The organism is Mycolicibacterium komossense, from assembly GCF_025822605.1.
In the GTDB taxonomy this organism is placed as follows: Bacteria; Actinomycetota; Actinomycetes; order Mycobacteriales; family Mycobacteriaceae; genus Mycobacterium; species Mycobacterium komossense.
In genome coordinates this window covers 43,957-64,041 of the sequence record NZ_JACKTY010000010.1, presented here as the reverse complement: position 1 = coordinate 64,041, position 20,085 = coordinate 43,957, and the positions used below count along the sequence as shown (strand labels likewise).

At 65.5% G+C, this 20,085-nt stretch carries 19 protein-coding genes; 6 read left to right on the top strand and 13 right to left on the bottom strand.

The features are described from left to right. Window positions 1–268: 268 nt before the first annotated feature. The 5 genes from H7J73_RS01835 to H7J73_RS01810 all read right to left on the bottom strand — a co-directional run bounded on the left by H7J73_RS01835 (window position 269) and on the right by H7J73_RS01810 (window position 3,618). Entirely contained in the window at window positions 269–631 is a 363-nt protein-coding gene (locus H7J73_RS01835; protein WP_264065525.1) for a hypothetical protein, read from the bottom strand. Window positions 632–856: 225 nt separating this feature from the next. After that, window positions 857–1,282 (bottom strand): tautomerase family protein, encoded by a 426-nt coding sequence (locus H7J73_RS01830; protein ID WP_264065524.1) that lies wholly within the window; start codon window positions 1,280–1,282, stop codon window positions 857–859. 89 nt (window positions 1,283–1,371) lie between these two features. After that, window positions 1,372–2,148, bottom strand: coding sequence for an oxidoreductase (locus tag H7J73_RS01825; RefSeq protein ID WP_264065523.1), 777 nt, complete (start codon window positions 2,146–2,148; stop codon window positions 1,372–1,374). Window positions 2,149–2,248: 100 nt separating this feature from the next. Further along, window positions 2,249–3,439 carry a YceI family protein gene (locus H7J73_RS33655; protein WP_308207383.1) on the bottom strand — a complete coding sequence of 397 codons (1,191 nt, stop codon included), beginning with the start codon at window positions 3,437–3,439 and terminating at the stop codon, window positions 2,249–2,251. Then, window positions 3,436–3,618: a DoxX family protein gene (locus H7J73_RS01810; protein ID WP_264065522.1), complete on the bottom strand. Its 183-nt coding sequence runs from the start codon at window positions 3,616–3,618 to the stop codon at window positions 3,436–3,438. The genes H7J73_RS33655 and H7J73_RS01810 overlap by 4 nt, the downstream gene beginning before the upstream one ends. A gap of 408 nt (window positions 3,619–4,026) precedes the next feature. Between H7J73_RS01810 and H7J73_RS01805 the strand changes: the two genes are divergently transcribed. Then, window positions 4,027–4,515, top strand: coding sequence for a MarR family winged helix-turn-helix transcriptional regulator (locus H7J73_RS01805; RefSeq protein WP_264065521.1), 489 nt, complete (start codon window positions 4,027–4,029; stop codon window positions 4,513–4,515). Window positions 4,516–4,524: 9 nt separating this feature from the next. On the opposite strand, the gene H7J73_RS33930 is transcribed toward H7J73_RS01805, so the two are convergent. Beyond that, a complete protein-coding gene (locus tag H7J73_RS33930) occupies window positions 4,525–4,791 on the bottom strand; it encodes a three-helix bundle dimerization domain-containing protein (protein WP_435405403.1) in 267 nt (88 codons plus the stop codon). A 175-nt stretch (window positions 4,792–4,966) separates the two neighbouring features. Between H7J73_RS33930 and H7J73_RS01800 the strand changes: the two genes are divergently transcribed. Then, window positions 4,967–5,212 (top strand): hypothetical protein, encoded by a 246-nt coding sequence (locus H7J73_RS01800; protein ID WP_264065520.1) that lies wholly within the window; start codon window positions 4,967–4,969, stop codon window positions 5,210–5,212. Here H7J73_RS01800 and H7J73_RS01795 read toward each other — a convergent pair. Genes H7J73_RS01795 through H7J73_RS01780 form a run of 4 tightly spaced genes read right to left on the bottom strand, consistent with a single transcriptional unit; the run spans window position 5,202 to window position 12,971 of the window. Continuing rightward, the gene (locus tag H7J73_RS01795) at window positions 5,202–6,740 is read right to left on the bottom strand and encodes an FAD-dependent monooxygenase (RefSeq protein WP_264065519.1); all 1,539 of its coding nucleotides are present in this window, start codon (window positions 6,738–6,740) and stop codon (window positions 5,202–5,204) included. The two genes, H7J73_RS01800 and H7J73_RS01795, sit on opposite strands and share 11 nt — an antisense overlap. Next, on the bottom strand, window positions 6,737–8,491 hold the full coding sequence (locus H7J73_RS01790) for a (2,3-dihydroxybenzoyl)adenylate synthase (protein ID WP_264065518.1): 1,755 nt from the start codon (window positions 8,489–8,491) through the stop codon (window positions 6,737–6,739). The genes H7J73_RS01795 and H7J73_RS01790 overlap by 4 nt, the downstream gene beginning before the upstream one ends. Window positions 8,492–8,499: 8 nt before the next feature. Next, window positions 8,500–10,818, bottom strand: coding sequence for a hydantoinase B/oxoprolinase family protein (locus tag H7J73_RS01785; RefSeq protein WP_264065517.1), 2,319 nt, complete (start codon window positions 10,816–10,818; stop codon window positions 8,500–8,502). Window positions 10,819–10,862: 44 nt separating this feature from the next. Next, on the bottom strand, window positions 10,863–12,971 hold the full coding sequence (locus H7J73_RS01780) for a hydantoinase/oxoprolinase family protein (RefSeq protein WP_264065516.1): 2,109 nt from the start codon (window positions 12,969–12,971) through the stop codon (window positions 10,863–10,865). 232 nt (window positions 12,972–13,203) lie between these two features. On the opposite strand from H7J73_RS01780, the gene H7J73_RS01775 reads away from it, so the two are divergent. Genes H7J73_RS01775 through H7J73_RS01760 form a run of 4 tightly spaced genes read left to right on the top strand, consistent with a single transcriptional unit; the run spans window position 13,204 to window position 16,123 of the window. Then, window positions 13,204–13,962: a maleate cis-trans isomerase family protein gene (locus H7J73_RS01775; protein ID WP_264065515.1), complete on the top strand. Its 759-nt coding sequence runs from the start codon at window positions 13,204–13,206 to the stop codon at window positions 13,960–13,962. 39 nt (window positions 13,963–14,001) lie between these two features. Next, on the top strand, window positions 14,002–14,646 hold the full coding sequence (locus H7J73_RS01770; RefSeq protein WP_264065514.1) for a VOC family protein: 645 nt from the start codon (window positions 14,002–14,004) through the stop codon (window positions 14,644–14,646). After that, window positions 14,643–14,888: a hypothetical protein gene (locus tag H7J73_RS01765; RefSeq protein WP_264065513.1), complete on the top strand. Its 246-nt coding sequence runs from the start codon at window positions 14,643–14,645 to the stop codon at window positions 14,886–14,888. Before H7J73_RS01770 ends, H7J73_RS01765 begins: the two co-directional genes overlap by 4 nt. After that, the gene (locus tag H7J73_RS01760) at window positions 14,885–16,123 is read left to right on the top strand and encodes an alpha/beta hydrolase (protein ID WP_264065512.1); all 1,239 of its coding nucleotides are present in this window, start codon (window positions 14,885–14,887) and stop codon (window positions 16,121–16,123) included. Before H7J73_RS01765 ends, H7J73_RS01760 begins: the two co-directional genes overlap by 4 nt. 31 nt (window positions 16,124–16,154) lie before the next feature. On the opposite strand, the gene H7J73_RS01755 is transcribed toward H7J73_RS01760, so the two are convergent. From H7J73_RS01755 to H7J73_RS01745, 3 genes are all read right to left on the bottom strand, one after another. After that, on the bottom strand, window positions 16,155–16,955 hold the full coding sequence (locus H7J73_RS01755) for a TetR/AcrR family transcriptional regulator (protein ID WP_264065511.1): 801 nt from the start codon (window positions 16,953–16,955) through the stop codon (window positions 16,155–16,157). An 89-nt stretch (window positions 16,956–17,044) separates the two neighbouring features. Next, window positions 17,045–18,322 (bottom strand): lipase family protein, encoded by a 1,278-nt coding sequence (locus H7J73_RS01750; protein WP_264065527.1) that lies wholly within the window; start codon window positions 18,320–18,322, stop codon window positions 17,045–17,047. Window positions 18,323–19,375: 1,053 nt separating this feature from the next. Beyond that, complete coding sequence (locus H7J73_RS01745; RefSeq protein ID WP_264065510.1) at window positions 19,376–20,026, bottom strand: TetR/AcrR family transcriptional regulator; 651 nt, start codon at window positions 20,024–20,026, stop codon at window positions 19,376–19,378. Window positions 20,027–20,085: the final 59 nt, after the last annotated feature.

Sequence of the window (20,085 nt, the reverse complement as noted above, 5' to 3'; positions counted from 1 at the left end):
TCCTGATCGACACGACGAACACGGGGTGGATACTTTTATCTGGCCAAAACTGGATACCTCGACTTGGCCACCAGTGGATACCTTTTCATGGCCACGGACACCCGCGAGGTCTCAACCCGGAAGCTGGGGCAGCCCTGATAAGCGCCGACGTCGGCGTCACCGGGCGCCTCAAAACCCAGCGCTACCCATTCATCAGAGACCACGAAACGCCACATCACGTTGGCGAAGATGATCGGCCGACCATCCCGGCGACACTCGAGGTCGTGGGTCACAGCGCAGGTAGCGGTGGCCCACGCCGCGGAAGATCGAGTGTGTCCGGAAGAGCGCCGAACACCCGGTCCGATTCACCGACGTCGACCTCTTCGATCAGCATGAACAACGTGGTGTTTTGGGGCGTCGCCGCGGACCTCGTTTGCACGGCCCCGCACTCATCCGGCACCCCCGTTCGGTCACCATTGAGAACCTGGCGCCGATCGCGCTCGACACCAGATAAATCATCATCCATCGGCACCCGGCTGGTAAGACGGACTACTTCGGCCCCGGCCCAGTCGACCGGGACGTCACGATACTTACCTATCAGGCGGGCGACGAGACCAAGGCCGCCGCGTCGATCGTCGCCCTCTAACCGCATGAGGCGTATTCCCCACCCCGGGCTTCACGGGCCCGAAATCTCGGCGCGTGCTGAAGTCGATTGAGTGAAGAAACCTGCTCGCACCGTTCGACGTGAGAGTGCGCGCACGCTCCAAAAAAAGGAGATCAGCGATGAGGGGCCGCCGCCGACGACACGGTCAGCCAGTATCGGCGATCCGTCGTCGTAGCCCGCCGCGACCAGCCTTGCGAGCGCAAGGGCACCGGTCTAGGTGAGTCCGAGTTCGGTGAGGCGTTCGCCGTTGGCTTTGGACCAGGCCTCTTCCTGACCTGGTGGCGGAAAGATCAGGCCGGCTTCCATGGCATTTTCGGACGGTATCTCTCGCAGTCCCACGATCAGCTCGGCTTCGGGCTGCCCGGTGATGGCCGTCCACATCGTAGAGAGAGCACGCAGCATCTCTTGACGGGTCTCGACGTCGCGCCCATGTCGGATATCACCGCCGATCACCGAGTATGAAGACGGTCGCCCAGCGGTGAACAGCCACCCGTCGGGCGCGTCGAGGAACAGGACGTTGACGAATGCCGCCGGTGCGCCAGTGATCTCACAGTGGATGCGGGTGATTTCCCTGGCCACCTCGGCGCGCTTGTCGGCGGTCAGGAGCTCCGGTTGGGTCACGCATTGGTAGACGGGCATGGGATTGAACTCTCCTTCTAGTAGGCGCTGGTCGGCGGCGACCGCAGTCTGCTGCTTCGCCCTCGGTGTGGGTGAAGATCGCGCGAAAGCTAGAAGCTGGAGGATTCGCCGCCGTCGACGATCAGGCTGGCTCCGGTGATCCACTGCGCCCGGTCCGAGGCGAGGTAGGCGACGGCCTCGGCGATGTCTCGCGGGTCTCCGGGGCGCCCCAGGGGGATGCCCGCGGTGGTGTCGGCGAGCGAGACGCCCATCGAATCGGCGAAGTTTTGGCGGATCGCGTCGGCGCCTGGGGTGAGCACGTTGCCGGGCACGATCGTGGTCACGCGGATTCCGGCCGGCGCAAGCTCGGCAGCGAGCGCTTTGCCGTAGGCGTTGAGCGCGGCCTTCGCAGCAGCGTAGTGGGCCAACGGCGGTGCAGGCGTCAGCGCCGCTCCCGATGAGATGTTGACGATCACACTGCCCGCTCCCGCCTCGCGCAGCGCCGTTAGCAGCGCGTTGTTGACCCGGACGGCGGAGAGATAGTTGAGGTCGAGCGCGTCGAGCCATTCGTCGTCGGGGATGGAGGAAATGCCATCGAGGTGGGCGCGTGCTGCTGCCGCGTTGTTGACCACGATGTCGACACCACCAAGTTCCTCCAGTGCTGCCGCGACGAACGCGTGCACACCCTCGAGCGTGCTGATGTCGCCACGGATGAACGTGGCGGCTTTCGGCGTCTCGTCGGTGGCGTTACGCGCCGTAGTAACCACGGTCGCGCCGCCGTCGAGCAGCCGCTGCACGATGGCCGCGCCGATACCACGCGAACCCCCCGTGACGATCGCGCGCTTGCCGGCGAACTCAGAAGGATCGGAGGCTGGGATTGTGAACATACTGGTGGTCTTCCCTTCATTGATGTCCGTCACGGTGGTCGTCGCTTCAGTTCTGGCGTGTCAGAACGATGTGGCCCTACGCGGGTGCGGCGTCGCCGCATCATCCGGTCGGCGCGGGGGGTGCCTTGACCGCCTCTAGAGACACGGTGACGTCGACGGTGTCTCCGAGCATCGGGCCGCCTCCGGCTAGCACGGGGGTGTCGGTCAGGACGCCGAAATCGCTACGCTTCAGCTTGATTTCACCTTCGAACCCGGCTACTTCACCGTGACCCATGCCGGGGCTCACGCCGAGGAATGAGACCGCCAGTGGGAGGCGTTTGGTGATTCCGCGCAGGGTGACGTCGATGATGAGCACCCAGTCGTGCTGCCCTGTGCCGTGCATGTCGACCGAGCCGAGGGTCGCGGTGGGGAACTCGTCGGCGTCGAAGACGTCAGGTGCCCGCAGGTGCTCGTCGCGGGTTGGGTTGCCGGTGTCCACCGACCCGACTGCGATGGTGGCCGTCATGCTCGGAGTTCCGTTCTCGGGCACGGTGATCGCTCCGGAGAAGTCGCCGAACCGGCCCCGTACCTTGCCGACCATTAGGTGGCGAACCGAGAACGTGATGGACGAGTGGACGGGGTCGATCGTCCACGTGCCGGGGGTGAGATCGCGCCCAGCGGACGACGTCACCTGAGTGTTCTTCTCGAGGTCGGAGGGCAGCTCGTAGAGTTCGCGTAGGACCAGGGCGTTGCGGGCTTGGATGAGTACGCCGCCCTCGTCGAGACGTCCGAGTTCGATTGGGGCGAAGCCGAGCTCGGTGCACAGCTCGGCTATCGCCGCGCTTGCTGCGGAGTCGTTGCTGGACACGAAGACCACGCGCTTCCCAAATTCGGGTGGGCGCTTCTCGGCGAGCTGCCGGGCGGCGGCTTGGTTGAACGACTTGACCACCGCGGCGCCGGGAAAGGCCTCGGCGTTGTACTCGGTCGACAGGCGGCCGCCGAGGATGTGCTCGGAATTGGGTACCAGGAACGCGTTCGTCGCGTCGACGATGATCTTGCCCGACCAGTCCGAACGGGTCTTGCCCAACTCTCGGACTTTCAGGAACGGAATGGCCAGGATGATCACGTCTGCATTCAGGGCCGTGTCGAGGGTGGCCGGTGTGATCGAGGCGGTCAGTTCGGTGACGTCGATCGTCTCCGGACCTCGCGTGTTGGCCCAGAGTACTGGGACGTGGTGGTCGGAGAACCGTTGCGCCAGAACCGCGCCTACGCTGCCGGTGCCTACGAGGGCGTACTGCAGAGCGCTGCTCATCGCACGACCTCCGCGGTCCGAGCGGCCGCGACGAAGATCGCCACCGCCAGGAACACGGCGTTTACGGGCCAGTGTTTGTACTCCGCTCGTCGACCGTGGAACACCGCCGCGCCCACCTGCAGCAGCGCCAGACCCACAGCGGCGAGTAATCCAGACGCGATCCATACCACGACGTTCACCAGGGCTCCTCGAAGACGTAAGCGTGCGAACAGGACTGATCCGAGCAGACGCAGCTGCGAATCTCGCATTCACGCGGGCACGGAGGGTGATATTAGTTGACGCTTCAATCACCTTAGATCGCATTAACGTGATGCGTCAACTAATTGTCCGTATCGCACTCGTTGCCCGCGCGACTCAGGCCGCGACGCCCCGATGACGGCCCGACGCCATCACCGGTGCCCCAGGGTTGAGGGTTGTTCCTACGGAATCACCGGTGTCGAGGGTTCCACGACGGAGCCGTCGCCGGTCGGCGGCTCACGTTCAATGGTTGATAGTTGATGGTTGATGGTTGATGGTTGAACTATCCTTCAGACGGAGGAGGAGGTCCGGATGACAGCTGTGCGATGGGACACCATCGGGTCGTCGCCATGACGCGACCCAACCGTAATCGTCTTCGACCCGAAACGATGTGGCTCGACGACGATCAGCAGCGTGCGTGGCGCCAGCTCCTGTCGATGATCATGGAGCTTCCGGCGGCCCTGGAAAGCGATCTGCAGCGCACCACCGGATTGACGACGTTCGAGTACCTGGTGTTGGCGAATCTGTCAGAAGCCGAGAACAAGACGCTGCGGATGTCGGAGCTCGCCGCCCGTGCCAACTCCTCGTTGTCACGGCTGTCGCACGTAGTCAAGCGCCTCGCCGACGATGGGTTAGTGATCAAGGGTGTCTGCGCCGACGACGGCAGGGTGAGCGTGGTCGAGCTCACGAAGGCGGGAATGAAGCGGGTCGCCGCCGCGGCCCCGTTGCACGTCGCCAAGGTGCGCGAACTGGTGGTGGAACCGTTGACGAAGGCGGAACTGATCGGGCTCGGCAAAGCGGCCGAGGCCATTACTGACCGGATCGCCGAGTCTGGCTGATTGCATCAATCACACCGATAGCCCCGAGAACTCTCCTGCACCTTCCGCAGACGACGACATCGTCCCCCTTAGTCGCGGGCGGGCGGCGAATGCGGCGTTGCGCTCAACAAATAACGGAACGAAGTCCCTGATCGTGCTCTGGGCGAACTTCTCTCGCGCGCACTGCACAGCTCCTGAGATTTCGGTAGCAGGGTGCTGCGCGCTTCGAAGCTGGTGACGTCTCCCTACACGACCTCGATGGCGCGCAACTTTGGGTTCACTATCGCGACGGGTCATACTCGGAGTGGAAGATCAACTGCCCCTTGGCCGCTGGCTACTACGGCGCCGGCAGGGTATCTATCCCTGCCGGCGCGCTTACCTGCTACGCCCATGAGCAAGTTTGGCGTGGCTGGCCGCCCTGACGGGCCTACCGGCAAATCCGCCGGCGGTGATGACCTTAGATTCTCGTGGCTTGGCGGCGCAGATCACGCGCGGCGCCACCGCGAGTCGGCTTTACCTCCAGCGCCCGCTGACCGACACTCTGGACGATAGGCCCGATGAACACATCTGGAGTGAAATGGGAGTGTCCCAGTTTTCGTTCGTGCAACCGGGCTCATCGGCCGAGTTCGGACTGGAGGTGCGCAATCGCATCGCTGATCGCGGTCTCAACGAGCGGCTTCTCCCCCGCATCGGGTTCCGAAATCAATTCAGTCGGTGAAGGTTACGAGGTCGGCGCGTTCACTGACCAGCGCGGCCGCTGCGTCTGCGCGCCGATCCGCCGGCAGGTCGACCGCCACCAGCGCCCCCGTGGCGTGGCGGAGCCGTTCGGCGAAATCAAAGCGGTTGAGCAGTGATTCGCGGTCCGCCGGTCCGACAAGCAGGTAGATCTCGGCAGGTGGCAACTCACTGATCACGCGGTCCGCGTCGTCGCCCCAGGCCGCGGTGGCCCCGACGTCGACGCGATGTACGGTGGGCTCGGCGCCGATCTCGTGGGGCACTACTCGGCCGTCGAACCGACGTGAGCCACGGATCAGTGGCCGACCGAGGATCCAGTCGACCAGGTCGCCCGAGGGGGGAACGTCGTCCTCCCTGACGGCGGCATAGGCGGCAACTCCCCTGCGCGCGACGTGCGGAGCCGAATCGGCGAAGCGTTCCACCGTGACCTTGCCGGCGCGCGTCATGTAAGCGAGCATCAACTGCTCGACCGGCATCGTGGTCATGCGGTCGGGGAACGAATCCCACCACAGCATCGAACGCAGGGCGATCGACTGCAAATGGTCGACGGCAGGTCGGCGATCCTGTTCATAGGCGTCGAGCGCCTCGTCAAGGGTGTCGGCGGCGGTGATCGCGCGGTCGAGGACGATGGCGTCCTCCATGGCAAGCTTGGTGCCCGACCCGATCGAGTAGTGAGCGGTGTGGGCGGCGTCTCCGAGCAGTACCACGTTGCCTGTGTGCCAGGTGCCGCAGTGCACGGTGCGAAACCGCATCCAGCGCGTGCGATTACCGATCAGCCGATGCCCGTGCAGGGCGTCGGAGAAGGCGTCCTGGAGGTAGTCGAGTGAGGCCTGGTCGGTCTGCGTCGCCGGGGTGTCACGGGTGGTGTCCTCGAATCCCGCCCGCCGCCAAGTCGATTCGTCGGTTTCGATCAAGAAGGTGCTGCGGTCGGAGGCGTAGGGGTAGGCGTGGGCGACGAAGGACCCGTGCTCGGTGGTGACCGGGGTGAATACCGCACTCGGCAGGGCAAATTCGGTGCCACACCACAGGTACAGACCCCGCCCCTCGGCAATGTCGGGCTTGAAGTCGTCTGCCAATTCGGTGCGGGTGGTGCTGTTGATCCCATCGGCGGCGACGATCAGATCGGCATCCAGATCGCCCACCGAGCGTCGTTCGTCGAACCGCAGCTGCACCCCGGCGTCCTGTGCGAAGCGCTGCAGCACGCCCAGCAGGGTGGCCCGCCCGATGGCCAGCAACTCACCGTGCGCCAGCTGTACGTGCTGGTCGCCGACGCGCATGGACATGTCGTGTGGGTGCGACGCGGCGACGATCGCGTCGAGCGACGCGGTGTCGGCCAACCGCAGGTTGCGTTGGGTGCGCGAGGCCAAGCCGACACCAAACCCGAAGGTCTTCTCCGGCACCCCCTGTTCGTACAAGGTCACCTGGGCCTCGGGGTGGCTCAGTTTGAGCAACCGCGCGGCGTACAGGCCGCCAGGGCCACCGCCGAGGACCGCGATCGTCTTCAACATCATGCGTGATGCCTTTCGTGTACCAAAGCGCCGTGGTCGAACGAATCATCCACTTGTGCAACCGATTTTGCCGCCTCGGCTTCCAGTTGTGCCGCGATGTCGGCGCGGAGCGACTTCTTGTCTATCTTTCCGACGTTGGTCTGCGGCAGGGCTTCGGTCCACTGCAGCCGTTCGGGCCACTTGTACTTGGCGACTCCGAGCCCGTCGAGGTGCGACTGCACCTGCGCCATGGTCAGCTCGACGCCGTCGACCGAGACCAAGTAGGCGCAGGCGCGCTCGCCGAGCCGCAGATCGGGCATGGCGACCACGGCGGCCGCAGCGATACGCGGATCACGAAGCAGCAGTACCTCGATCTCCTCGGCGTTGATCTTCTCCCCGCCGCGGTTGATCAGGTCTTTGATGCGCCCTTGGATGCACACGTAGCCGCGTCCGTCGATGTCGCGGATCGACGCCAGATCACCGGTTCGGTAGAAGCCATCGGGGGTGAAGGCGATCGCGTTGTGCTCGGCCGCGTCGAAGTAGCCCGGGATCGTGTACGGACCGCGGCAACACAGTTCGCCGATCGCACCGGCGTCAACTTCCTGCTCACTGGACGGGTCGAGGATCCTCACCTCATCCGACGGGGCGATGGGTACCCCGACGGTCTCCCTGCGGGCGACCTCGGGGGCATCCAGCGGGGTGACTGTGAACAGACCTTCGGACATCCCGAAAAGCTGCCCCGCCCAACGCTGCTCGCTGTCATCGACGCGGCGGAACAGGTCGTGGCTGACCTTGGCACCGGACAGGAGCGCCCGGCGCAGGGTGCGGCGGACCTTGTCGAACTCGGGCCGCTGTACCGCTTGGTAGTGGCCGTGGCCGAACAGCGCGTCGGTGACCTCGTGGCGGGCCATCAACTCGAATGCAGAGGGTGCGTCCGGTGTCGCCACGACCAGGGTGGCGCCGACGGCGTGCGCGGCGTGCAGGGCGCAGGAGATGCCGGCGTTGTGGATGAGTGGAATCAGGTGCGCCACTTTGGTTTCGGGAGTCCAGCCTAGGGCCTGAGCGTAGAACAATGCATTGTTCCAGTATTCGGCGTGGATTCGTGGGATGACCTTCGGCACACCGGTGGTTCCGCCGGAGAGTTGGAAGACGGCGACGTCGCAGGGATCGGTGCGGGCTTCGATCGATTCGACCAGTGCGCGGGCGGTGGTCGGATCGATGTCGGATCCCAGGTCCTCGACGCGCGTGGTGCCGTCGGTCGCCACGGGTGCCTCGATGGTCAAGACGTGGCGAAGGGTGGGATGCCCACGGGCGACGTCGTGGGCAAAGGCGACCAGATCGAACTTCAATCCGGCCTCGACGATATGGGCCACCGCGCCGACTTTGGTGCTGATGTGCCCGATTTCGTGGGCGCGGTGCGCGGCGAGGGTAGCCACCGGGACCAGGCCCGCCTTGAGGCACCCGTACCAGGCGACCACGGCGTGGGCTTTGTTGGTGACCTGGAACAGAATGGGATCCAGCCGACGTAGCCCCAGCCTCGCGAGTGCGGCGGCGACTTGGTCGGTGCGCTCGTCGAGTTGGCGATAGGTCAAGGTGGCCTCGGCGGTGATGAGCGCGACGCGGTCGCCATGGCGCACCGCGGTCTCGTGGAGGCGAGCGCCGGTCGGGGTGTCGCTCCATTGGCCGGTCTGGCGGTAGTGGCAGGCACGATCGGCGGGATAGGGCACGAGCCGCCCGTCCCAGTCATACGGCGTCGTGGGTCTGTGCGCTGGCATCACTGCATTCACTCGGCGACCGCCGGGAGCAGTCGGGCCAGGTCGGAGACGTGGTCGGGGTGATCGGCGGGGATGATGCCGGAATACACGGCAGTCCAGCAGCCCGGGCAGCACAGTTGCCGGAAAACCACTGGGGTGTCGACGTATTCGGTGGGTTCGGAGGTGACCTGGGGTCCGGCGTCGGTGGAGGGGCCTTCGTAACGGGCCAGATCGAGTCGGCCGGTCTTGCTGTCTCCGAGCAGTCGTCCGCAATGCGCGCAGGCGATCACACGGGCCTCACCGATGGTGATCTCGGCGAGGTTGTCGTCGATGCGCCGGCCGGTTTCGGGGTGGACGTTCGCCTGCTGGGTTTGGGGGATGTCGGAGCGGCTCCGTCGCTCGGCGCGGATGTCGTCACGCAGCGCCTCCGTGGCCGCGGTGTCGACGTCACCCTCGGCGACGACGACACCGTAGTTGATGCGGGCACCTTCGACACTGACCTTGCCGTTGACGACGTCACGGGCGACGGCAGCGGGTTCGCGGCGCAACGGGTCGCCGTAACCGCCGCCTCCTTGCCAGTGCATATAGAGCACTTCGCCTGGGGCGAGGTAACTTTCGGCATAGCAGGCGCCGATCTCGCGGGTGCCCCCCAAATCGCCGAGGTCGCCAGGCAACCGGCCTTGGGCGAGTAACTCGGCGATACCGGCATCGCGGGCGAGGATTTCCAATCCGGTGTTGCCGGGCTGGCCGCCGGCCAGGCCGGCGTTCTGGGCGATGGCCTTGCCGGCTGAGGCGAAGACCAGGCCCATAGGCAGGCTGCTGCCGTAGGGGGTGACCGCCACCGACGCGCTGACCCCGCCGCGCATGCGGCCGGGGCCCCCGGAGTCGGGCTCCTCGCGGCGCCACAGTGTCAGCAGGGGGTAGAGGAATTCGGTCATCTCGGTGTCGGGGATGCGTCCCATCGGGATGCAGAACAGGCCGCCGGTGTCCATGCCGTCGGCGACGGGGCGAGCGCCGTAACCGCCGGCCATGGGTTCCATCATGATGTTGAGGAATGGGACGCTGTGGTCGTTGCGTTCGTCGAGGCCGGCGATGACCGCGGTGTCCCAGGTGCCGCAACAGGACGCCTGCACGTTCTTGCCGAGTTCGATGCGTTGGTCGAGCATTTGGGCCAGGCACTCGGCGATGAGATTGCCGGTCAGCCAGGCCGGGCCGATGGGGCCGCGGCTGACCGCGGCGGGGAAGGTGGCGTTGTTGATGGTGCCTTCTTCGGACACAAGGTCGAAGCATCGCATCAGTCCACCGGCGGACCAGGGGATGTCACCGGCGAGGATCGGCAGCAGGGCCAGCATCACACCGCCCCGCATACCGGCGTAGGTGCAGTTGATGACGCCGGTTTGCGGGTCGGTGCCGGTGAAGTCGAAGGTGAGGTGGTTGTCGTTCTTGGTCATGGCGACGGTGATCTTGTGTATGGCGCGGTCCCCGACGGAGCTTTGATCCTGGTAGCCGGTGGCGCGCCAGGTGCCGTCGGGCAGGGCCGTGAGCTTGTGGCGCAGTCGGGTCTCGGCGTCGTTCATCATCCGCTTCATCACCGCCTTGACGGTGTCGGCGCCGTACTGCTCGATGACCGACGTCAACCTGGTGCGTCCCACAGTGTTGGCGCCGATCTTGGCCCGCAGGTCGAGACCGACGAGCATCGGTACCCGGGAGCGTCGGATCCAGGCGTCGGCGACATCGCGTTGGATTTCGTTGTTGCGCATCACTTTGATGGGCGGGGTGGGCAGGGATTCGGAGAAGACGTCCTTGGCCGCCGGGTCGAAGGATCCCAGGCCCGACCCTCCGAGGTCGGGCTCGTGGCAGATGGCGCTGGTCCAGGCGAACAACTTGCCGTCGTGGAAGACCGGTTGGTAGACCATCACGTCGCTCTGATGCAACCCGCCGCCGACCCACGGGTCGTTGCACAGGAACATGTCGCCCTCGGTGATCCCGGGGTTCTGGGCCCGATGACGCAGCGTCCAGTAGATCGCCAGGTCGACGGCACCGACGAGCATGGTGTTGTACAGACCGACCTGCACCTCTTGGCCGAGTTCGTCGCTGATGGCGAAGTCGAAGTCGTTGGCGTCGGTGACGATGGGTGAACCGGACATGCGCTTGAGCGCCTCCCCCATCTCGTCGGTGACCGACCACAGGCGGTGCCGGATCACCTCGTAGGTCAGTGGGTCGACTGCGTCGATTTGCTCCTGGGTGACGGTGTGGATCGGCACCGTCGACCCGATCATGCGGGAGAGGGTGTCGGGGTCGATGGGTCGGCTGGAGAAGATCTCGGAGCCGGGGATGGGGGCGGTCATGGTGGCTTCTCCTCTGAATCAGGCTTGTGAATCAGGCTTGTGAATCAGGCTCGGTCGACGGCGATGTGCAGGTTGCCGAGTCGGTCGACGGTGCCAGTGGTGCCTGCGGGCACCACGACGGTTGTGGTGGGCACCTCGATCACCGCAGGCCCGCGCAGGACGTGCCCGGCACGCAGCTTGGTGTACTCGTAGATGTCGGTGTCGACGTAGCCACCACGCCCGCCCAGGCACACCTTGCGGGTCCCGGCCAGGGCTGCGGAGGCATCAATGGAGTCGGCTTGCTTGACCTCGGGCAGGGTGGGTGAGAACGGCAGCACGCCGGTGCCGCGCACCCGGTAGGTGATGGCCTGGATTCCGGCCTCGCGGAATCCGCTGTCCTTGCCGTAGAGCTCGGCGTAACGCTGCTCGAACACCTCGACGCTGGCGCCGACGTCGTCTGCGGTCAGGTTGTCGTTGGGGACGGGGGTCGCCACTTCGGCGAGCTGCATCGAGTAGCGCATGTCGATCTCCCGCTCGATCTCGATGGATGAGAAGGCCAGGCCCTGCCGGGCCAGCATGTCCCGGACCTGGGCCTCCAGGCCCTCGAAGTTGCGTTGCACGCGTGCGGGATCCAGCGGCATCGCAGCAGGATCGGACAGCTCCTTGGCCAGCACGATGTCCGAGGACGCCAGACCGTATGCGGAGAACGCCGAGGCCACCTGCCCGAGCGGTACCACGACGTCGGTGACCCCGATCTCCTGTGCGTAGAAGCCGCAGTGGGCGGGGCCCGAACCGCCGAACGCGTAGACGATGAACTCGCGCGGGTCGTGGCCGGCTTCGACGACGGTCTTGCGCAGCAGATCGCCGGTTTGGGCGTTTTGGACTTCGAAGATCGCGGCCGCCGCCTCTTCGATGGTCAACCCCAGGGGTTCGGCGATGCGGGTGCGGATCGCCTCGCGGGCCAGCCCGATATCAAGTGTCCGTCGCCCGCCGAGCAGACCGCGTTCGGGGATGATGCCCAGGACCAGGTTGGCGTCGGTGTTGGTGGGTTCGGTACCACCGTTTCCGTAGCACGCCGGCCCGGGGACGGCTTGCGCGCTGTGCGGGCCGATCTGCAGATTTCCGCCAGCGTCGAGCCAGGCGATCGCCCCTCCGCCGGAGCCGATGGCGTGCACCTGCAGAGTGGGGACGTTGATCGGGTGATGGTTGATCACGGTGGTCGAGGAGCGGACCGGTTCGCCGTCGACGATGAGGCCGGCCAGGAACGTGGTGCCGCCGGCGTCGGTGGCGATGATGTTGCGGTGTCCGAGTTGTCGGCCCAGCGACACCGCGCCGACCACCCCGCCGGTGAGAACCGATCCGACCGTGGAGATGGCATTGCCCGGAGCCTCTGATGCCGCGACGGCGCCGCCGTTGCTCTGCATCACCAGCAGTGGCCCGGTCATGCCCAGCTCCCGCAGTCTGCTTTCCAGCTGGCCGAGGTAATCACGCAGGCCCGGTCCGATCTGCGTGCTCATGATCGTGGTGGCGTTGCGGGCGAATTCCCTGATGCGGGGCGACACTTCGCTGGAGATGGCTACGAACAGGTCGGGATCGATTTCGTGGGCGATCTCGCGGATGCGGTGCTCGTGGGCCGGGTTGCGGAATGACCACAGCAGCGACACCGCGATCGCGGAGATGCCGTCGGCGACCAGGGTGGTGATCGCGCCGCGGACCTCGTCCTCGTTGAGTGCCACCACGACGCGGCCGTCGCGGTCCAGCCGCTCGGTGACCTCCAGTGCGTGGCGCTGACGCACCAGGCCGTGAGACTTGCTCTGCCAGAGCGGGTTCTGCAGCTCCTCGGTGGAGCGGCCGAGGTAGCGGCCCTCGACGTTCATGATAAAGATGGAGTCGCGGTGCCCCTTGGTGGTGATGAACCCAATGTCGGGGACCCGGTTCATCACCAGCGCGTTGAGCGAGGACGTCGTCCCGTGCGCGATGTGATGCGTGTCGGACAGCATGTCCTCGATGGGCTGGCCCAGCTGTTGGGCCAACACGCCGAGCACGTCGATGACGCCAGTCGAGTAGTCCGGTGGCGTGGACGGCGCCTTGCCCGCGATCACCATGCCGTTGCCGTCGTCGAGTACCGCGTCGGTGAACGTTCCGCCGACGTCCACGCCGATCACGTATGCCATCTGTTGATGTCCCTCCACTTGAGCGGCCCGACTTCTCCAACGGAGTCAACGCCTGTGTCGAGTATTGGACGCATATGGTGCTTGTGTCAACAGTCACACCGCCATCCATTATTCGGATCTTGAGCGTCCCTCTGGCCGTGGTTGACGAATCTGCACAAAACTCGCACACTCACAGGTGTCGAATAATCGCCATAAACGTCAAGCAGTTGCGCTGGGGAGGACCCACACCGACATGACCACGCCGTATCGAATCGGACTGGTAGTACCGAGTTCCAACGTCACCGTCGAAACCGAGATGCCCGCGCTGCTGGCGCGGCACCCGCTGTCGCGCTTTTCGTTTCATTCCACGCGTATGCGGATGCACACGGTCTCACCCGAGCAGCTGGCGGCGATGAATGCCCAGCGAGAGCGCTGCATCATGGAGATCGCCGATGCCGACCCCGCCGTGCTGCTCTACGCCTGCCTGGTCGCGGTGATGGTGGGCGGCCCGGGTGAGCACCGGCGCGTCGAAGCTGCCGTGGCCGAACAACTCGCGACCGGCGGCTCGGACGCCCGGGTCAGATCCAGCGCTGGAGCACTGGTCGAGGCACTCGGCGTGCTCGACGCCAAGCGGATCGCGCTGGTCACCCCATATGTGAAGCCCCTGGCGCAGCAGGTCGTGGACTATCTGATCGCCGAAGGCTTCGACGTCGTTGACTGGCGCGCCCTGGAAGTCGCTGATAACGCCGACGTCGGCTGCATCCCAGGCGAACAGGTGATGGCGGCGGCCCGGTCGTTGGATCTGACCGGAGTCGACGCGCTGGTGCTGAGCTGCTGCGTCCAAATGCCATCCCTGGACCTGATCGAACCCGCCGAACGCGAATTCGGTCTGCCTGTGCTCTCGGCAGCCACCGCCGGCGCTTATAGCCTGCTGCGCAGCCTGAACCTGCCGGTCACGATCGAGGGCGCCGGCAGCCTGCTGCGAGCCGATCTCGCCTCCGTCCCCGCCTGACGACCATCCCGTCGAGCCATCCCATCCAAGGAAGACCGCATGTCTGATTCACAACACCTCGTCCGCGGTGTCGATCACGTCGCATACCCCACCTTCGATCCCGCGGCGACCGTCCGGTTCTACCGCGACACGCTGGGATTCCCGGTAGTGCACTCCATCTGTGCTGCCGGCTGGGGCCCAGACAAACACCCCGACTTCATCCACTTCTTCTTCGACATCGGCAATGGTGACCGGCTCGCGTTCTTCTACTACTTCGGGCTCGAACCGTTCGCCGGTGGCCCCCAGGGCGATTCCTACTCGCGGTTCGACGAAACCGTGCCCGTGTGGTTCATCCGCTCACGCCACCTCGCCATCCACGTCGACAGTGAAGAACATCTACTCGACTACCGGCGCCGTCTCGACGCCAGCGACTGGCCCGTGGAGATGCAGATCCAGCACGAAACCATCGAATCGATCTACACCCATGACCCCAACGGCTACATGATCGAGATCACCCGCGCGATGCGACCGGTGACCCCGCAGGAAGACCTCGACGCCAACCTCACCATCGACGCCCTGATCGACGTGGTCTCGGGTCCGGCGCCCTCGATGGACGCGCTGCTGGTCCGCAAGGCCGAACTCATCGTCCAACGCGCCAACCAATGGCAACGCCAACACGACACCACCACGGTGCCCGTCTCGTGACCGCGCTGTTCGTGCTCGATGTCCCGGAGAACCGTCCGGTCGTGGTGCAGGCGGGGCAAAGCCCTACCGTCACCATCGACCGCGTCGGACCCTACTTCAAGATCAGCGCACCCGGCCCGATCGTCATCGACCGCCGAGCGACCGGATGCCGTCATGCCGTCTGGTACAGCAGCGTCGCCGGGTTGATCGATGCGGCGATCACCCAGTGGGACAAGGATGCGATGAGGCTGGAACCACGGTGAACGCGTCGACCCCCACCACACGGCTTGGCGCGGGCCGCTACCTCACTGCCGCCGAGTTGCCGACCAACACCATCACCTCGACTCACGAACTGAAGACCTCCGACGGAGCCACGGTGACCGGGGTACTGCGGATGCTGCCGGGCTGCGACACCGTCGTGATTCTGATGCACCCACGACAAGACCTCACCCACCACGTGCTCGTCCCCGAACTGGTGGCCCGCGGTTACGCCGTGTGGACACAAGGCACCCGTTCGACCAACAACGACCTCAACCTCATTCACGAGCAGGCATTGCTCGATGTCGCCGCGGGCCAGGTATTCCTGCGCGACAAAGGGTTTGACCACCGCATCACGCTGGGCCACTCTGGTGGCGGCACGCTGTTCGCGTTCTACCACCAGCAGGCGGGCCTCTCACCGGAGCAACGGCTGACCACATCGCCGTCGGGACGCCCCGTCGATCTGCCGGCCGCCGACATGCCCATGCCCGATGGCGCGGTGTTCATGGCTCCCCACCCCGGGCAGGGACAGCTCCTTGCGCGGCTCATCGACCCGTCGGTCAGCGACGAAGGTGACCCACTCAGCGTCGATCCGACGCTGGACCCGTTCTCCGAGGCCAACGGTTACCACCCGGCCCCAGAACCTTCGGCGTACCCGGCCGAGTTCGTGGACCGCTACCGGGCAGCGCAGCAGGCCCGTATCGCCCGCATCGACGCCGAGGCGCGCACCCGGGCCGCAGACGCCAACGCGGCGCATCGGCGATTCAAGTCCTCGGCCGACCCTGCCGACCGCCGCGCCGCCCTGGCGCCGCGCGTGCTGACCGTCTACCGCACCGACGCGGACCTGCGTTTCACCGACCTCTCGCTCGATCCCAACGACCGGCCCTACGGGTCGCTGTTCGGGCGACGCCCGGATCTGACGAACTACGGCCTCATCGGCTTCGGCCGGTTCGCCACCCCGGACGCCTGGCTGTCCACGTGGTCTGCCAACACCACCAACGCCGACTTCCTGCGATGCGCACCTGGCGTTCGGGCCCCGACGCTGTTCGTCGAACTCACCGGCGACCAGGCCTGCTTCCCGCACGACGCCCACGCCATGGTCGGCGCACTCGGCGCCACCGACATCACGCACACCCAGGTGGCCGGCACCCACTTCGGCGGATCACTCCAACCGGGCGAACCCACCGGTGCGTCACTCGCCGCAGTCGACATCGGAGACTGGCTCGCCAAGCGGTACTGACGCCCATCCCAGCACGCATGGGCCGACGGGCCTACCCCTTCGATCCTCCGCCGAATTGGCGTTCGAGATAGTCCAGGTTGTTGCGCAACGCAGCAATGGCCCGCAGAGGGCCGCTGTCGTAATGAGTGCCGTCCCGTTCGTGCAGGACGCTTTGGACCGCCATGTCGGCGAGTTGCTCGATGACCCGGTCGCTGTCGGACGCGCTCGGGTGGTGCCACCACGCGATCCAGTTCAGCATTCCGATCACACCGAGGGCTGCGATGCGCGGGTCCACCGGACGAAAAACACCGGAGGCGATGCCGTCGTCGATAACGCGCACGAACTCTTGGAGTACGTTGCGCCTGCTCTGTTGGTACACCTCGGAAAGCTGTTCGGGGAGTTCGGCTTCCGAGCGCACCAAAAGTCGAAAGCGTGCGGGGGATTGTGTTTGGCCGCGCGCGATCTCGGTGGCCATGGTCCTCAACTTCTCGGTGGGACCCAGGTCGGTGCGCTCGTTGATTAGGCGCAGCAGGATCGCGGGCTCCTCGGTCTTCTCGTGGACCAGCCGCGCCAGGAGTTCGTCCTTGTTGGCGACGTAGTGGTAGATCGCGGGGCGGGTCAGTCCGGCGGCCTCGGCGATGTCTCCGAGACTGGTCGCGGCGAACCCCCGCTCGGCGAACAGCTCGGTGGCCACTTCCATGATCCGCTGCTCGACCAGTTCACGACGAATGGTGCTGGGTTTGGCCGTTGCCGCATGCGGGGCCGGTTCGGCGTCGGGCGCAGCGTCGCGTTGCTTGCCGGATTGGCTCCGTGCCCGGCCGTCGACCTGTCGGGAGCTGCGCGCAGAGGGCATACCCGCAGAATAGCCGCGCCCGGCCTGGCCGAAGGTCATGCCGGCGCCCCCACGCCGAAGCCCCACGAATCCAGGTCCACCTACTGCCGTCACAGCTCCCCGCAGCTGGAGGCGGTGGGCACGCCGTTGAACCGGTCGGCCACCCACGCCATGCTTCGCTCGCCGTCGACGAACACCGGCAGCATCGCGTTAACGTCCAGCTTGTTGAACAGCGGGGGCTGCTCGTTGGTCCAGAACGTGACGTCGGCACCCTTGGCGCAGTAGTCGCGGGCCGTGTCCAGCGCTGACTGATAGGGGCCGAACGGGTCCCACCTGTTGTGCGTGAAATACACCGGCCCGGTGGGCTTTTCGTTGCCGAGCCGCTGGGCGCCCAGGATGGTCTTGAACGGATCGTTCTTCGCCATCTCGAAGACGTCGCCTTTGAACCAAAACTGCAGATGCCGGAACATGTAGTCGATCCCAGTCTGCATCAGGCACTGGCGACCGGTGTTGTCGAGCATCTCCAACCCCCGTGGCGTGAGCACGTCACGGATGGGTTGTTCGGTTTCGGGGTAGGACGCCATGATCCCGCGCAGCACGAACCCGGTCGCCCCGGCCAGGAAGTTGCCGTCGATTCCGGGCAGCACTTCGGCGAGATCGGTGGGCGTGGCCGCCGCGTAGGTGCCGACGACGTTCAGTTCGGGTCCGTAGCTACTGGTCAGCTCGGCTGCGGACAGCGCAGCGTGTCCGCCGGCCAGCCAGCCCCAGAATGCGACGGGGCCGTGTGGGTCCAGGGACGTGCCGGGTAGCTTCATCGCGGCGCGGGCGGCGTCGATAAGTGCGTGCCCGCCGGCCATCCGGTTCAGGAACTGCGGCGATTGGGGTCCGTGCACACCTGAACCGACGCCGTCGGTGACCACTATGGCGAACCCGCGGGCCAGCAGGGTCGCGATGAAGCCCTCCTCGACGTTGAACATCACGTCGAATCCGGTTTGCAGGGACGCGTGGATGCCCTGATTGAACAGACGCGACGGGGCGCACTGCTCCCCCATTCCGTAGGGGGCGGTCGCATAGGCCAGCAGCGGTCGCGGCCCGCTGCCGGGCCACGGTACGTCGGGCTCGATGTAGGTGCCGGTGACCGCTACCGGCTTGCCCTGTGCGTCGGTACTGCGGTACATGATCCGGGTCCCGGTCCCCACGAAGGAACCTAGTTGGCCCGAGGGCTCCAACACCAAACGTGAAGGCTCGCTTCGGATGAGGTCACCGGGCTGGCCCGTCGGCAGCGGATCGGGCGGAGTGTAGAACTCCAGATACTGACTCTCGTCCGCCTGCGCGCGAGGCGCGTTGACTTCCGCCGTCGCGACCCCGAGCACGGCGGCGAGAACCATCCCGATGGCGATCACCCAGGCCGGACGACGACGCCCGGCAGCCGTCGGTTCAACGGGCAGCCGCCGCACGGTGCGGGGTCCTAACGACAGGTGCCTCACGTTGTGCTCCGTTTCTTCGTGGGTGCGTTCATAGGTGGTGACGCGGGGAATGCGGCCGGTGACGTGCTCCGCTGTGAACCGGAGGGACCGCGTACGTGCGACCATGGACACTCCGTTCTTAACTTCGACACCTGCGATGTATATCCGACATTGTCGTTGAGTATTTGATGTGAGTGGCTTCACTGTCAAGTGCCGGTGTGGTTGTCATCACGTAGCCTCGCCGGACTCTGTCCCGGCGGTCCCGGCGCGACACCGCTCGTACACGAACAAGCGATTGCCCGAAACGGGGATGCTGACCAGGCGTCAGGTCGCCGGTGCGATCGTTCGAGATTCGTGCCCGATTGGGCCCATCAGCGAAGTCGATATCCGGGCACCGCACAAGCCACGAGGAACGATGCCGATCCGAAACATCAAGTGGCCAAACTAGGCTGACGTCCTGGCGATATCAAACGCCCCTGCGCGGTCGCCACGGCGAACCCGACGAATGGTGGGTCGCACGCCGCCTCGAGGGCCGCGGACAGATGGATTCCCGCCCGTGGACACCCTGGTCAGTACACCCCGGCATTGGTGAACATACGTCGACACAAGATCGGCGCAGCCGGGCGGTCGACTCCCATTAATCGCCCTGCCTTGCGTATTCACAATAACTGTTGGATATTCGACTTCATCGTCGATCAAGGCTTCACCGACCAAACTCGACGTCGTGAACAGACAGGTGTGCGACACCTGGCGGCACGAGGCGGATGGCTTCTTCCGGCCAAAGGAGGTCGATGAATCCGCAGATCAGCGGTGGCGCGGGTCGAGCTCCCGCGCGAAGAAAATCGAGGCCGCTTTCAGAATCTCGTTGGCCTCCTTGAGGTCTCTGCTCGACCGGGTAATACCTGGCCATAATCTGCATCCTCCACACAGAAGGAAGCGGCATCAAACCCCGAACGGTTCAGTTTCAGGTCACGTTCACACCGAAACGGTTGGGATTTCGCTGCTTTCACCGCCACTATCAGCCCATCCCGGTGATGAAATGCACAGCAGCGCCTCGGCATGCGCGAGGAGATCCGCCTCGACTTCCTCGGGAGTCAACAGACCGGTCATCGCATGTATGGCCAGGCCGTCTTCGAGGGCCACCATGGCTGTGGCGATCTTGGCCGGAGGAAGCAGTGGCGAGAAGTCGCCGCTGGCGATCCCCGCCTCGACGATTCTCTGGTACAGCGCCGCCTGACCGCTGAAGAAGTGCCGGCTCCAACTCGCAGCGGTGGGTTCGTCCACGATCACCGGAGCGACTTCGTAAAGAATCCGTGCCGCTTCACGACGCCTTCCCGGATAGGGGGTGCCCAACGCGATGCACCGTCTGAGCATCGACAGCGGGAGCGTCTCTTTCGCGACGAGCCGCTCTCTCTCATCGAGGAACTGCTTGGTCGCGGACCGATACACCTCGGCGAGAATGTCGTTGGCATCCGAGTAGTAGTAGAGCAACAACGCCGAAGACATGTCGGCGGCTTCGGCGATACGTTTGAGGTTGATCCCGGCGGCACCGTGCTTGTGGACCGCCGCTGTGGCGGCCGCAACAATCTCCGCGCGTCGCCTCTTCTGGTTACTCGGGCGAGCCATGCCGCGACCTTCCCTGTGACTACTGACGCGCAGTCTATCGCAGCGGGGTCGGCATCGAA